The sequence below is a fragment of the Chitinophaga flava genome, assembly GCF_003308995.1.
Classification (GTDB): Bacteria; Bacteroidota; Bacteroidia; order Chitinophagales; family Chitinophagaceae; genus Chitinophaga; species Chitinophaga flava.
The window spans coordinates 2,472,054-2,488,233 of sequence record NZ_QFFJ01000001.1 but is presented as its reverse complement, the minus strand read 5'-3'; the positions used below and the strand labels follow the sequence as shown (position 1 = coordinate 2,488,233).

At 44.7% G+C, this 16,180-nt stretch carries 8 protein-coding genes and 1 riboswitch; of the genes, 4 read left to right on the top strand and 4 right to left on the bottom strand.

Annotated features, from left to right (window positions below):
• Nucleotides 1–28: 28 nt before the first annotated feature.
• From DF182_RS09905 to DF182_RS09890, 4 genes are all read right to left on the bottom strand, one after another.
• Nucleotides 29–439 carry a VOC family protein gene (locus tag DF182_RS09905; RefSeq protein WP_113615471.1) on the bottom strand — a complete coding sequence of 137 codons (411 nt, stop codon included), beginning with the start codon at nucleotides 437–439 and terminating at the stop codon, nucleotides 29–31.
• Between the two features lie 144 nt (nucleotides 440–583).
• Complete coding sequence (locus DF182_RS09900; RefSeq protein ID WP_245957401.1) at nucleotides 584–3,781, bottom strand: reprolysin-like metallopeptidase; 3,198 nt, start codon at nucleotides 3,779–3,781, stop codon at nucleotides 584–586.
• A 208-nt stretch (nucleotides 3,782–3,989) separates the two neighbouring features.
• Complete coding sequence (locus tag DF182_RS09895) at nucleotides 3,990–5,729, bottom strand: carbamoyltransferase N-terminal domain-containing protein (RefSeq protein ID WP_113615469.1); 1,740 nt, start codon at nucleotides 5,727–5,729, stop codon at nucleotides 3,990–3,992.
• A complete protein-coding gene (locus tag DF182_RS09890; protein WP_161964108.1) occupies nucleotides 5,698–6,828 on the bottom strand; it encodes a glycosyltransferase family 4 protein in 1,131 nt (376 codons plus the stop codon). Before DF182_RS09890 ends, DF182_RS09895 begins: the two co-directional genes overlap by 32 nt.
• A 182-nt stretch (nucleotides 6,829–7,010) precedes the next feature.
• Nucleotides 7,011–7,199: riboswitch (cobalamin riboswitch) on the top strand.
• Between the two features lie 258 nt (nucleotides 7,200–7,457).
• On the opposite strand from DF182_RS09890, the gene DF182_RS09885 reads away from it, so the two are divergent.
• The 4 genes from DF182_RS09885 (at nucleotide 7,458) to DF182_RS09870 (ending at nucleotide 16,163) form a co-directional block, all read left to right on the top strand.
• On the top strand, nucleotides 7,458–9,797 hold the full coding sequence (locus tag DF182_RS09885) for a TonB-dependent receptor (RefSeq protein ID WP_245957400.1): 2,340 nt from the start codon (nucleotides 7,458–7,460) through the stop codon (nucleotides 9,795–9,797).
• Nucleotides 9,798–9,825: 28 nt separating this feature from the next.
• Nucleotides 9,826–11,322 carry a PepSY domain-containing protein gene (locus DF182_RS09880; RefSeq protein ID WP_113615467.1) on the top strand — a complete coding sequence of 499 codons (1,497 nt, stop codon included), beginning with the start codon at nucleotides 9,826–9,828 and terminating at the stop codon, nucleotides 11,320–11,322.
• 367 nt (nucleotides 11,323–11,689) lie between these two features.
• Nucleotides 11,690–14,731, top strand: coding sequence for a SusC/RagA family TonB-linked outer membrane protein (locus tag DF182_RS09875; RefSeq protein ID WP_113615466.1), 3,042 nt, complete (start codon nucleotides 11,690–11,692; stop codon nucleotides 14,729–14,731).
• A 46-nt stretch (nucleotides 14,732–14,777) separates the two neighbouring features.
• Nucleotides 14,778–16,163 carry a RagB/SusD family nutrient uptake outer membrane protein gene (locus tag DF182_RS09870; RefSeq protein ID WP_113615465.1) on the top strand — a complete coding sequence of 462 codons (1,386 nt, stop codon included), beginning with the start codon at nucleotides 14,778–14,780 and terminating at the stop codon, nucleotides 16,161–16,163.
• The last annotated feature ends 17 nt before the right edge of the window (nucleotides 16,164–16,180 follow it).

Here is a 16,180-nt window from a genome sequence, read left to right as displayed (position 1 = left end):
CTGCCTTTAAAGATGACACACAGCCTCCTTAATCTGCTTTTTCAAATCTTTTTTTCGCTTCTGCAGTCGCTGGTGTAAAAAAGTTAATAAGATTACCATCCGGATCCCTGAATAACAATGACCGGTTACCCCAGGGCATAGTAGTTGGTTTTTGTACAACAGCTGTATCCAGGAAGGTAGCCAACGTCTCGTAACTTTTATCAACGTCTTCTACGCCGAACTCAATGATAACTGAGCTGTTAGTGGCGGCTTTTGCCACTTCGTCTCCACCAAAAAATGCCAATGTCCTGGTGCTCCCAATAGCCAGAGATGCCAGGGACGTGCGCAGTTCAGCAAAATCATCGGTATACCATGTCATGGGAGTTCCGGTAATATGTTCATAAAATTGAACGAGACGCTTAATGTCAGCAGTGATAATCCTGGCCGAAGAAAAATTCATAGTAAATGTTTTTGTAGAACAAAGGAAAATACCGTTAGTGACAACCCTATGTCAGTAGAGGTAAGCTGTTATTCAACCTCCCGAAAAAAAAAGCCAGTACCCTGATCGGTACTGGCTTTTCAGCATTGGGTTATGTATTTCTGTTTATTGTTTAACAATCTTCTGCATAGTCACCTGTTTTACGCCATTCTTAATTCTCACCATATAAATACCTATAGGCAGTGTGGAAATATCAAGCTTTGAGTTAGCGGCACCCACTTCACGACGTAATACTTCGCGGCCGTTTACATCAAGGATACTCACTTCTGATTTTCCGGTGTAACCTGCAAGGTTAATGTACAGTATATTATTGGCAGGGTTGGGGAATATTTCCACTTTCTGCACTTTACTTTCAGTAATATCGGTAACATCTGCATTTTCTGTTCCGCGGCTGGCAGTACCTAATTGTACGCGTAATGTATAGCAGGAAGTAGCACTATTGGCTCCACTATAACCATACACCTGTGCATAATAGGTACCCGGAGTAACGGTCCTGCTGATAGTTTCACTGGTGGTGCCGCCTGCCTGTGAAATAGCCACCTGTGAACCTGCGCTGTTCAACAGTTTCAGGTCATAGTCGGCAGGCAAGGTGCCTAATGTAATCGTAATAGTACCGCCGGTAGTGATCACAAATTTATAATTATCTATATCACCACTTGGGCTGATGAGACCAGTGATATCAGTATTAAATGGAATGGTTGCAGCGCCGGCAATGGTTCCATTGGTTGCATTATCATACGGACTTGCACAACCTGTAGATACGGTAGTGAACTGTGCAGCACCATATGTGCTGTTGCCATCTGAACAGTTGGTTCTCACTCTCCAGTCATATAATGTGCCTGATGTTAATCCGCTTAGATTAACAGAGGTGGCGGTGGTACCGGTAGCGGCATTGGTCCAGGTAGAAGATGTATTAGGTTTATAATCTACATCATAACTCAGGGCAGTGCTTACAGCCGTCCAGCTGACAGTTGCAGCTGCAGCTGTTACACCTGAACTGGTTAAGCCAGTGGGCGTAGTACATGTTGATACGGTAGAGAACTGTGCAGCTGAGTAAACACTGCTGTCGCTGGCACAATTGGTTCTTACCCTGTAGTCATAAGTAGTTCCCTGTGTAAGACCTGTTAAGTTAACAGAAGTGGCTGTTGTAGCTGTAGCTGCATTGATCCATGTAGAAGATGTGGTAGCTTTATAGTCCACATTATAGGATACACCGCCGCTTGCTGCTGTCCATCCTATTGTTGCAGATGTAGTAGTAATAGCAGAAGCAGTTAAGCTTGCAGGAGAAGCACAGGATGAACCGGAGGTAATAACGAAGTTGGCATTGGAAATATCAAAGAAAATATTTCCTACCGCTTCTACTTTTATTCTGGCTGTTGTAGTGGGCGTATTGGGAATAGTTACCACTTCACTGCCGTCATTTGGAGTGCTGGCCACTAAGGTATTGAATGTATTGCCACCATCTGTAGAGAGGGAAATTTTTACATTGGCGCAACTAACAGGTGCTGCTGTTGAATTGGCGACATTCCATGTAATAGTTTGAGATGAATTGCCGGCCCATGATACACTGGTGTTAGGGGAAGTCACTGCAAAAGGTCCTGATGTATTGGAGACGGTTACAGTCATATCGGCGAAATTGGTCTGACCGATAGTTACCGGTGGAGTTGAGCTATAGAGAACATTATCTCTTACCGTTAACCGGAATTTCAAAGTTCTATTAACAGAACTTAAAGCTTCTGTATTGGCGCCGGCACTACCACCTGGTAATGGGCCGGACACTAAACCACCTGCAAGAATAGTCGCCAGTTTCGGGAAATACCTTATTGGAGATGTAGTAGGCTCATTTGATATCCAGTTAGGGCCGGAGGCCTTGGTAGGGCTGGCTACACTGGCGGTTCCTGTTTGTGATGAGGAAGCATTGTCATATTGCTCCCAGGAATAAGTCAGCACATCGCCGGCATTGGCATCAGTAGCTGAACCGGTAAGCGCAAACGGGGTGCTGATAGGAATAGTATAATTAGCGCCGGCATTGGCAACAGGAGTTGCGTTATTGGCTGATATATCGACAGTGGTTGCGCAAGTTTTGCTGGCAAGATTAGCCTGGATCTGTGCAATGGAAGCAGCGTGATAATAGGCAATAGAGTGAGGAGCAAGGTTCTGGGCGGTAATACCAGCATACCCCATGATAGTAATCCCTGAACCAAGTTCCATATTAACGCCTGTACCTTCATTACTCATGGAGAAAGTATGGTTAGCGCCCAACTGGTGCCCTACTTCATGCACTACGTAATCGATATCGAAATTATCACCCTGTGGAATATTATCAGCAGGAGAAGTAAAACCACTTCCTTTTTGATTGTCAACGCAAATGCAACCGATACAGCCGGCGTTACCGCCACCACCGGATGCACCGAACAGGTGGCCGATATCATAATTTGCTGCGCCAATCACAGAGGTCAATGTGTTTTGCAACTCACTGTTCCACGCTCCGCCAGCGCCGCTGGAGGCATCAGAATATGGATCTGTTGCAGGATTATAATAGATCACACTAGTTACATTCGGAACCAGGTTAAGATGGACAGCCAGGTCCTTTTCATAAACACCATTGCAACGGGTAAGCGTAGCATTGATAGCTGCCAGCACCAATCCCACCTGCGAAGCGCTGGTAGCTCCAAAATAATTGGAGTATTCGGCAGTAACTGATTGTGCCAACCGTAATGTTTTTGCATCGCCGGTTGACCTGGCAGTTGATACCTGCCGGTCTATGCCGGTGGCCATCTTTTGCTCAGGAGTAGAGCATTTCCATGGTAAAGTCCTCGGTTGTTTTTTAAATACAGTATAAACTGTGTGGTCTGCAGAATAAGGTTCAATAAATTCATTATCCTTTTCTGTACGGAAGACCATCGCTTGTATTCCCTGTGGAGAAATACTCAGCTTTAAAGTGGCCTGTTTGTCGGTAATGCCTTTTCCGGAGAAGGCCCTGATGTCCGGAAACTTAGCCTGTAATGCAGGGTCGAAATTGGAAGACTCAATAATTTCGAACTGTTCAATTTTTCCATCTGCATTAGGCAAAGAGATAATTGTCTTACGTGCTTGCGCATTGCCAACAGTTTTGAATACTTCTTTCCGCAATGGATTGAAATTCAGGTCAAATAATTTGAACTCAGTAGGGAATGCTAGGCGTGCTACAGATTTGTCGGTAGTGATTCTGACTGCATCTGTGTGGGTTTTCCAGTAATCTTGCGCAAACGACATTTTGCTACATAGCAATGCTGTTGCGAAGAGTAGAACTTTTCTCATCATGATTTAGATTAATTGGTGAAAAATGGTAATTTCTATAAATGTAGATTAACTCTCTGCGGTATAAATTGTACTGAATTAAAATGTCTGCACGCCATAGGATACGTAATATTTGAGTTACTTAATCTTCGTTATTGATCAATAAAAAAAGAATCGGAGTCCATACGAACTCCGATTCCTTTTATTTAATTAATCCGGTGTGGTATTGATCTTACGGGGCTTGCAGCCTGTCAACTCGTGAAATGGATTCATCACTGCTGATCATCTCGAAGGAGATTTTTTGTACTCTTTCATACAGGAAATGATTGCTCCATACATAATTTACCCGTCCCCAGTTCATGGCTGACGCTACATCCGGGAAAAAGCCTTTCCCGTTGTAGTTAGCGCTGGTATTACATAAAAGAGGGATGCCACTTAGTTTTTTATATTCATTAAGAAGACGGAATATGACCGGGTTATCTGATTCACAGACGGTCTGTAGTCTGGCGGTACCGTCCAGATGGCAGATAGCAGGGATGCGGCTTTTCCATTCCTCTCTGACCTGGTGGTCAAAGAGCATATAGGGGTCTTTGCTACCGGGATCGAAAATGTTTTTTGCATCATGCTCCAGACAAATGGGAGCTACCGGACGATAATCTTCTCTGCCTTTTATGTGATTAAGGATTCGTTTCATATGGGGCTGAGTGGCGGGTGCCAGAATGCTTCTGTTACCAAGGGCTCTGGGGCCCAGTTCTGCCCGCCCGTGTAGAAATACTACAGGTTCATTCTTCAGGAAAAGATGCAGCGCCAGTTCTTCAACAGTAGCCGGTTTCTTTATCCAACCTTCATGCTGCGTATCTTCCATAACTGGTGGTCCGGAGAAAACGTTCCAGTCAAGATGGTTTATACCGGTACTATGGATCATTTCGCAGCAACCAGCACCAATGGCACTGCCGGCGTCATTTGGGAATGGAGGTACCCACACCTCGTTAAACAAACCGGCATTGCGGATAGCGCTGTTCCATTTAATGTTCAGCGCACTCCCTCCGGCAAAACATAAATTCTTCGCTTTATTACCTCCATTTTTTATTTTCACTCCCAGTTCTTTGACCAATAGTTGTTCAAGAAAAATGTGGAAAGAAAGTAGAATATCCTCATGCGCATAATGAAACGAACTCGTTTGCCTGATAAAGTCCTGTGCAAATAATTGAGCAAAGATTAATCCCCGTTCTTCGTGTCCCTGTCCGAAGATGTTGGCGCAAGCCATGGCTTTGTCCTGGTGTTTCTCATAAAGTTCATGGAACACCGGTATCATTTCTTTTCTGTAGGTACCTTTTGCAATATATGCCATCACTTTCCCGGCAACACTCAGATCATCCATAAGGCTGTCTTCATTCACCAGAAAGGGTTTGAAATATTGAGAGAAGAGAGAGTATATATTCCCGATCATGTTGAATAATACACCCAGGCTTTCCACTTCATTTGTCTTGCAATGATAATAGAATAGCTGCGGGTACATACCTCCGTCCCAGGTAAGTACATAGGAATCTTGTCCTGCTTTAGCCATGGGACTGGTACAATAAGCGGCCGCAATATGTCCGGCTATATGAAAGTAACTGGAGTAATGAAAGCTGATGGGGCCAGGCAGTTCAAAACTTTTCCGTTGCATAATATCGGTGCTCTCTTCACTGTAACGATCGTATCCTGCGAGATTTACAGTGGTGTTCCCTCTACCAAGGTCTATGACTTGTGGCTCGTGCGGGTCCCATCCATCGATGACATACTTATCCATTTGCCAGAATGAGTAACCATATTGATGGAAGATGGCATTGATTTCATCTATGCTTATGTTGAACTCGCTGTACCGTGCAGCGTTGTTCAACTTTTCCATCTCATAACTGAAAATGAGCCGTTGATCATCGATCAGTGCTATGGAGCCATCATGGCTTAGTTTGATACTGCAGATTTTCATATGAATTATTTTGAAGTACGTCAGTGTAAAATGAAATAAGCTGATTGTATGTCTGATAAGGTGAAAAGAAGGAATGAAACCTTTGCTGAGCAAGTGTTATGAGGCTTTGGCGGAATACAGGGTCGATAAGGGTTTGTTCCATCATCCTGGATAAGGAATGAGTATCAGCGATCGGAATCAGGCCAGGGTAATCGGCTCCCAGTACCCATTTTAATCCATGTGTCATAGTACTGATCAGCGGTTTGCCGCGGTAAGCCTGTTCCAGCATGGCGATCCCACATCCTTCAAACAGTGAAGAAGAAATAAAAATTTCGGCGCTGTCGCTGATAGACAAAGAATCTTCGAGGGGATGAAAAGCGCCGTGAAAATGAACACGGTCGGCAATGCCCAGCATTCTTGTTTGCTGTAGTAGCCTTTCATGATCATCTCCTTCTCCCCAAATACAAATGGTGGCGGTGGGATACCGTTTCGATAAAAGACTGAAGGCCCCCAGCAGATATTCCAGCCCTTTTTCCGCTGATAACCTGCTGATACAACCAAATGTAGATAGTGGATAACTCCGGTCCGTACGTTTGTACAGATCATTCATCAGGGTATTTGAAACGAGCTGGATGGGCTTGTTGAAATGGTACTCATTTCTGGCGATGATTTCGGTATACGGATTCATCACAATCAGTCCATCCAGGAATTGAATATGCTCCTGCATGTTTTCCGGCAGCCACCAGCAATGATTGCTGAGGTCTGTAGGCTCGAGCCCGCAAACGGGAAACCCATATTCCTTATACCGGATGATGTCGAAGGAAAATGATTCCAGGGGCATCACCTGCATCAGGGAGATTGTAAACCGGGCGGTAATAACATCAATTGTATGGATGTAGTCAATGATGTTATCGGAATGGATCTCGGCAAAGTTGACCTGTCCGGGACCGGAAGCCTTATCCATGACGGTTTTCCAAACAGGATGAATAGCCCGGGTTATAATATGTACATGGATGCCTGCCGACTTTAGCAAACGACAAAAGGCTGACACCATATACTCGCTTCCGCCAAGTTTACTCAGATCAGGGGTGAGCCAAATGATTTCCATTGATGTTTTCATTCGTAATAGGGGTTTCAGCATCCTGGGTTCCGGGGCTTGTTTTGGGGTTTCAGTTTGTTTGATATGGAACAAATCTGCTACAAAAAAGTTCGAAATACCGGCAGGGTCCGGATCGGGCAGGTTATGGAATACAGTTTGTTTTAATCCGGTAATTACTATCTTTGCCCCGTTTTCGTTCTTTTCTTTCCCCAACAAAAAGAGGTTCTGCTTAAGTGCAGATTAATAGGGAATCGTGTGAAAATCACGAACTGTCCCGCAACTGTAAGTAACAATCAGGTTACTGCCAGAAAATGTCCACTGGTCAATGATGACTGGGAAGGACGGCAGTAATGTTACAAGTCAGGAGACCTGCCTTTTTTATGCTGGCAATGCTTTCGTGGGCTGAAGCAACGTCAAGTTTGGAGTTTTTGCATCTGAAGTGTATTCATTTCAGGGGCAGTGTATGCAATGGGCATACCTCCGGTCTTTTTCTGTATAGCAGTATCCGATGGCATGGTAAAGTTTTGAAGAACAATTTTCTGTCTTCATCATCATTATCAATGCAAAACTCTACAATCAACCACTCCCGGACGAGGAGCAACGTTTTTAACTGTCCCACTTCTTATTTACGGACTTTATTCATGTGTACAATGATCGGTCTTTTACAGATGGTTGTTACAGATGATCAACTTCACGCACAATCGCAAACGACTGTCGCCCATACCGGCAGCCTGCGCGGACAAATTACTGCCGAAACCGGTGAACCCCTGCCCGGTATTACAGTACGGCTGAATGAAACTGGCTATGGTACTGTAACAGATGCCGATGGCCGGTTCCTGCTTTCAGCTATACCTGCAGGCAACTACACCCTTGCGGTCAGCGGTGTTGGCTACCATGTGGCTGAGCAACGGGTGACAATAAGCAACCGGAAAACAACGGAGTTATCGTTGCAACTCAGTAGTCGCACCGGGCAACTCTCTGAAATCACTATCACTTCAGCACAAAAGTCTGCTGTCACTAGTGTGAATAAAATTGCTGTCCCCATCAGAGACCTACCACTTACAACAAGTACTATCTCTGCCCGTACGCTGGAACAAAGAGGCACAGATGACCTGGGAGAGGCTATGAAAAATACTACTGGTGTGCGTGCAAACAATACCTATGGCGGTTTTCAGCACTTTACCATTCGTGGGTTTAATAATTTTGTATTGCTGGTAGATGGTGTCAGAGATGAACGTCACAATATTTCCACCAGTGCACCTGCTACTAACCTCGCTAACATCGAGCGCATAGAGGTATTGAAAGGGCCTGCCTCTGTTTTATATGGACATTCAGCATTGGGGGGTATCATTAACCTGGTCCGTAAACGTCCTACCAGCGAACAAAAGGCGGACTTCTCCGCTTCCTACGGTAGTTTTAATACCCGCCGGATGCGGGTGGGCGCCGGTGGTGCACTGAGTAAAAAACTCCTGTACCGGGTAGATGCAGGACTGTCTGCCACCGACGGTTACCGCCAGTCTGGTATGAATACCAACAACGCCTATCTGGCACTGGATTACACGCCCACAGCCCATGATAATTTTTACCTGACCATCGGCGCCAACCACGACAAATACGCTACAGACGCCGGTATTCCAATGCTGGAAGGTGGAAAGTTAGCACCAGGCATGAACGTAGATACCCGCTACAACGATCCGGCTGATTTCCTGAAAAATACACAGTATAATGTTCAGCTGCGTTATACACATCAGTTCAGCAATTCACTCCTGTTGTCCAATCAGCTTTCTTATTCAGATGATAACATCAATTATTTTTCAACAGAAGAACTGACATTCAATAAAACACTGGATTCTCTCAAACGTACTTCCCCACTCTATTTCAACCATCTGACAAAACCGCTGCAAAACCAGCTGGAGTTGACTTACAATACTCAAACCGGAAAAATTGAACACAAAGTACTGGTAGGGTATTCATTCAGTTACCTCGACAGAAAAACCTATAGCGCCAATATCTTCGGTGCAGGGCTGCATGCACAGGTGGCTATACAAAACCCTGTATTGAACCAGGGTAACGTTGACTACTATACGACGCAGTACAAGGCTACGGAAGAAACCGTACATGGCTTTTATCTGCAGGACTGGCTTAAGTTTTCGGATAAACTGAAAGGTCTGGTTGGTTTGCGTTATGATATTTTCAAAGGGACTTATTATACCAATAAAGTAGACGCCAGCCGCCATATCACCGACAGAGGCGCTAAAACCGATATTCCCGCCGCAGCACTGACCTACCGCGCCGGTCTGGTATATCAGCCTACGAAGGCTTTGTCTGTTTATGGTTCCTATTCCACCTATTTCAAGCCTTCCCGGAGAGTGGCGCCCAATGGAGAAACCTTCGATCCGGAAGATGGTTATCAGGGAGAAGTGGGCGCAAGGCTGGAGTTGGGCCATAGCTGGGCAGTAAACGGCTCCGTGTATTACATGCGGAAAAATAATCAGGTGGAAAGTTTGCCTGGTGGCGTATACAAACGGATCGGCTCAGCAGATTCCAGAGGGTATGAACTGGAGTTGCAGGGAAGCCCGCTGGCAGGCCTGGATGTTAATGCAGGATATACCTTTACCAATGCGGAGTATCGTCCTTTTGAAGGAAAGGAGATCAATACGGTGGCTGGAAAAACAGTGGCAATGGCTCCAAAACATATGGCTAATCTATGGGCCAATTATCAGTTGCAGCGGTCTGTGTTACGTGGTTTGAGTGTAGGTATGGGATTGAATTATATGGGAGATAGTTATGCGAATAGTGCCAACACCTATATCCTTCCCGCATATACGGTGATAGATGCAGCATTGGGGTATCAGATCGGAAAGATTGGTCTGCGGCTGAATGTCAACAACCTGGCGAATGAACGTTATTTCGCCAATGTGATCATCACCAACCAATTCTATCCGGGTGCTACCCGCAACTATCTGCTGACCCTGAAGTATTCCTTATAGGATCTGAACAGATTTACACCTTATAGCCATGTTCAGAAAAAAAATGCTAAAAGCAATACTATTATTGCATCGATATCTGGGTTTTGTACTGAGTCTGATGTTTGTCGTTTGGTTTTTATCTGGCTTTGTGATGATGTACACGGGTTATCCAACGATGAAACTGGATCAGCGGTTAAAACAGCTGCCGCCAGTCAATATGGAGACCTGTCATCTGACGCCGCAACAGGCATTGAATGTTGCCGGCATTACAGATTCCATCGTTACCATCCGGATGGGTATGCTGTTGGAACGCCCTGTTTATAGAATCGTTACACAGCAAAAAAAGCATATTGCCATCTTTGCAGACAATGGTGCCATGATAGATAAAATAGACGTTGCATCAGGCAACCAGCTGGCACGGGCTTTTGTACACAATGCCAGTCAGCCGCAAACGGTAGATACATTATGGCAGATAGACCAGTGGATGGCTGCCCATCGTTCCCAGGGGTATCTGCCGGAGGTATATCGGTTTAAGATGAATGATCCGGCTGCTACCTATGTATATGTATCCTTTCATACCGGTGAAGTAGTACAGATGGTGAATGCCAGGCAACGGTTCTGGGCCTGGCTGGGGCCTATTCCCCACTGGATCTACCCGACTATACTCATTCGTAACCGGCCGGTATGGAGCCAGGTGGTGATATGGGTTTCTTTCATTGGTACCGTGATGTGTCTGACAGGTATTATCATGGGCATTGTTCGTTACAAGCGGAAAAACAAACAGACGCTGGCCTTCAGCCCATATAAGAAAAAATGGTTCCGTTATCACCATTATACGGGGTTTGTGTTCGGCATATTTGTATTTACCTGGGTTTTAAGTGGCTGGTTTTCGATGAGCCCTGTAGCATTCGGCCCGGAACCAGGCAAACAACAGGCTGAACGCCATCTTTTATCCGGAGGCCCGTTAAACGTAGCGGCGTTTACGTTATCCCCCTGTCAGGCTGCCTCCGGATTCAGTTCATTCTTAACAGTAAAGGAAATACAATTGATACAGCTGGATGGCAAGCCCTATTACCTCGCTTACCAGGACGCTCAGCATACACGATTACTGGCAGCTGACCAGGAGAAGAGTATTCCGTTTGAATATTTCCCGGACTCACTTTTTATTAGTAAGGTCAGGGCTTTTCAACCGGCACAACAGATAAAAGAGTCTGTTATATTGAATCACTATGATGACTATTACTATTCCCGTACATTCGAAAAAAGATTACCTGTACTAAGAGTAAAGGTTGACAACCCTGAACAAACCTGGTATTATTTCGATTTGAAAACAGGTCAGCTGGTGCTGCGGCACGAAAAGGGAAGCCGGCTGGAGCGCTGGCTGTATCATGGTTTGCATAGCCTGGATTTCAGCTTTCTCGTATATAGGAGGCCGTTATGGGATGTTGTGGTATGGGTGCTGATGCTGGGAGGTACCGCTGTCAGCATCACCGGATTGGCACTTACCTGGAAATGGCTTAGAAGAAAGGCCGGAAAAATGTATTAGGCATTCATGATTATTGCAACGCATTATAGATTAGTCGATTAATCTATAATGCGTTGTGCTTTTTTTAAATCCTGGTACAATAAATATGACAGAAATAATATTTTTATAAGGTAATATACTGATTAAGTAATATCTTTACCGGACCATTCTCCTATAGTTCTGTTGCTTTTGCTTATGAAAAGTGGCAACAAAGTGCCCCTGTTATTAACGTTTAATGCTAATCAAACCGGTGTTTAAAGCAGATCAACCAATCTATTTTAAAGTGCCCCGTCATTTTTGAGCCAATAATTAACAACCAAAAAAACTGAACAATTTTCTAAGTCAACATTGTCTAAACCAACATTTTATTAATCAAATTTAACAGTCTATGCTGCGTTTCAACTCGTTTATGAGCATTCTCATGCTCATAAGTGTCCTGTCATTCGCACAGGCCAAGCGTATTACCGGTAAAGTTACAGACTCAAAAGATGGCAGTCCTTTGCCAGGAGTTACTGTAAAAATTAAAGGAGCCAACGCCGGTACAATTACTCAAGCTAACGGAAACTATGAATTATCTGTTCCTGAAAACGCTACCACGCTCGTTTTTTCTTTTATAGGTTATGCCGATAAGGAGATGGCAATTGGTGGTAAACAAACGATCAGTGTTTCAATGGGAAGTGGAAGTAAAGATATCTCCGAAGTAGTGGTGGTGGGATATGGTAGCCAGAACAAAAGAGAGCTCACCGGTTCTGTAACCAAAATAGCTTCTAAAGAAATAGCCAACCAGCCAGTGGCCAGCTTTGAATCTTCCATACAAGGTAAAGCACCTGGTGTGGTAATCGAATCTGGTAGTGGTAAAGTAGGTCAGGGTATGAAGATCCGTATCAGGGGTACTTCTTCTATATCAGCCAGCAGCCAGCCATTATATGTGATCGATGGTATGCCAGTGATATCAGAAAGTATGTCTGATAACACTAACGACCCTACGAATCCATTAGTGGATATCAATCCTAATGATATTGAATCAGTGGAAGTGCTGAAAGACGCTTCTGCTGCTGCTATCTATGGTGCACGTGCTGCCAACGGTGTGGTGTTGATCACTACCAAAAAAGGTAAGGCCGGTGAAAAAACCAACATCGAACTGAATGTAAACACGAGTTTCGCCAAACCAACCATGAGACGTAAATTCCTGGATACACAGCAATACGTAACGCTGATTCAGGAAGCCGCAGTAATGGATGGTAAATACGATTTCGCCAACAAAGTAGGCAACTTCCCTACTGAACAGGATGCTATCAATTCTTACCAGAAAAAGGTGGATAGGAGAATGACAGCACTGGCAGGTAAAGACTGGCGTACAAGTAACGTCAACACTGACTGGCAGGATGAAGAATTCCGCAAAACGGCTCATACCAACCAGATCGACCTTTCTGCTTCTGGTGGTAACGAAAAAACCAAATACTATGTTTCAGGATCCTATTCAGATCAGGAAGCAATCGTGATCGTAAACCGGTTCAAAAGATATGGCGCCCGCTTAAACCTCGAACATACAGCTAATTCAAGACTGTCCTTCGGCGTTAATATGGGCGTTACCCGTTCAGAGCTGAACCGTATTTCCACTGATGACGCCTTCTCCTCACCAGGCCAGCTGGTAGCTCAGCTGCCAATAACACGCCCATATGATTCCCTGGGTGAGCCTAATTCCAATACATTGTATTATAATGGTCTGATAGATAAGAAATATGCGTATAACCGGCAGGTTTCTTTCCGTACCATAGGTAATGCTTTCCTGAATTATCATTTCCTTCCTTCTTTGGCTTTCAGATCTGAGCTGGGAACGGATATTTATAATCTTAACGAAGATTTCTTCCTGGGCAAACAAACACAGGATGGTAAAGGTATCGGAAGGGGAGGCAACAATATCACCCAAAACGTGAACCTCAATACCAATAACTACTTCACCTTTACACCTCATATCGATGATAAAAACAATATATCTGCTGTAGTGGGTATGAGTTACCTGCAGAATGACCTGAGAAGTAACGCTGTGAGTGGTGAGAACTTCCCAAGCGATGCGGTGAAAAACCTGGGTGGTGCAGGAACAATTACGGGTGGCTCTTCCAATGAACAGCGGTATACCTTCCTGTCTTATTTCATGAGAGCAAACTATAACTATAAGAGCAAATATCTCGCTTCCTTCAGTATCCGTACAGACGGCTCTTCCCGTTTTGGTCCTAAAAACAGATATGGTTGGTTCCCTGCAGGATCTTTGGGCTGGGTTGTATCAGAAGAAGATTTCCTGAAAGGCAGCAATGTGCTGAATTTACTGAAGATCAGGGCCAGCTATGGTAAAACCGGTAACGCTGAGATTGGTCAGAATAACTACTATACTTTGCTGAGTGTAACGAACTATCCTATGCTCCCAGGCTTTTCACCTACACAGCTGGGTGATCCGACCCTGCACTGGGAAAGCACTGTGCAGGCTGATGCCGGTGTGGAATTTGCCTTGTTCGACAACCGTTTGAGCGGTGAAATAGACTACTATAATAAACAAACCTCCGACCTGTTATTAAAAACAAACGTACCACTGTCAAGCGGTTACGCCACTATTTACAGAAACGTCGGTTCAATGGAAAATAAAGGTGTTGAAATATTACTGAACTCACGTAATATTCAAACCAGAGACTTTACCTGGACCACCTCCCTGAATGTGGCTTACAACAAGAACAGGGTGAAAGCCATCAATGGCCAGATCATTGAAAGTGGTGTACAACGTGCTGTTGAAGGTGAACCTATCGGTGTATTCTATATGCAACGTTTTGCGGGAGTAGATCCTAACAACGGAGATGCATTATATTATACCAAAGATGGTAAGACAACAAACGACTACTCTCAGGCCGACAGAGGTGTAGTAGGTAAAGCAAATCCTGACTGGACAGGCGGTTTCACCAATACGCTCAGTTATAAAGGAATTGACCTGAGTGTGTTCTTCACTTTTGTTCAGGGCAACCAGATCTATAACCAGGCAGGCCAGTATCAATCTGTAGGTTTTGGTGGTGGTTATGATAACCAGACTACCGATCAGCTGAACAGATGGCAGAAACCCGGCGACGTCACCAACATCCCAAGACTGTCCCACTTCTTCGGAAACGGTAACCAGGCCCCTTCTTCACAATGGATATACGATGGTTCATACATCCGCTTAAAACAGGTGACATTGGGTTATAATCTCCCTAAATCTGTTCTGTCTTCTGTAAAACTTAGCAGCGCCCGCATTTTTGTTGCAGGATACAACCTGTGGACAAAAACCAAATATATCAGCGATCCGGAAGTAAATACCAGTACACTCGGCAATATCACCGGTGGTATTGATTTGTACACTGTTCCGCAAGCCAAAACAATTACTGTAGGGCTTAATGTGAAGTTTTAAACAGTAGCAAGGTTGAACATAACATGAACCACAAAAAGTTAAAGTAATGAAACCAATAACTAAATATATCAGTTATATTGTATTACCTGCTATGCTGGCTTTTACAGCTGCTTGTAATAAAAAACTGGATGTGATACCGGGGCAGCAGATCTCGCCGGAACAGATCAAGACAGAAGATGATGTGAATGGCATTCTGATGAGCGCTTATAACTCCATGCAGGACCCTAATGCATTCGGCGAACGATACATATTCCTCGCTGACCTCTTCGCATCCGACTACTCAGCCGATGGTTTTATCTATTATCAGGGTACGTTTCAGCCTTATGCGCAGGTAAACAGCAGACAGGTACAGAAAAGCGGTATCATCCCCGAGGGGGTATGGCGCAGGGGATATGTTATTATCAACACTGCAAACATCGTACTGGCAAACCTGGACAAAGTAAGTGAAGGTAACAAGGCTGCCCTTGCTGCTGAAGCCAAGTTTATAAGAGCTATTAACTATTATGAACTGGCCGGCTTTTATGGCTTGCCTTATTCAGCCGGGAATGTAGATAAAAATCCGGCAGTGCCGCTTATTACCACTGCTGTGATCAGCACTGCAGACCTGCCTGCCAGCAAGCAGCCCAGGGCAACCGTAGCGGATGTATATAAACAGATCATTGCCGATTTAAAGGAGGCCGCTGCCAACCTGCCTGACAGCTACGGAGAAAAGAAAAATAAAAGCAGGGCAACCAAATATGCTGCATATGCTTTCCTGGCAAGGGTTTACATGGCACAAGGCAACTATACGGAAGCTGCAAAAGCTGCAGACCAGGTGATCGAATCAGGCAATTATTCCCTGGTGCCTTCTTTTGATGCTGAATTTAATAACACCTCGCTCTCCGCAGAAGATATATTTGCGATTCTTCAAACCAGTCAAAGTAATGCCGGTACCTCTGATAATGGCCTCGTTACTTTTTATGCACTGGATCAACGTAATGATGTTCTCATCAAGACTGAACAGCTTGATCAATATGGTCCCGGCGATCAACGCAAAAACTTCTATACCTATTCCAGTGATAGCTCCAGTTTCACAACCAGCAAATGGAGAGACATGTATGGCACCATCCCGGTTGTGCGTTTGGCTGAAATGTACCTGACCCGTGCAGAAGCCAATCTCCGTGCCGGTACTGCTGTTGGTGATAATCCGCTGAATGATGTTAATAAGGTAAGAAGCCGCTCCAAAGCCACGCCACTGGCTGCTGCTACGGCTGATGACGTAGTACAGGAAAGAAGACTGGAACTGGCATTTGAAGGTGATAGCTACTGGACAGTAAAACGTTTACAGCTGAATGTGGGCTCTATGCAATATAATAATAACAGGTTGGTTTTTCCGGTTCCACAGCGTGAAGTAGATGTGAACTCGACATTGGTTCAGAACCCAGGTTATTGATTAAATGAATGAATAAA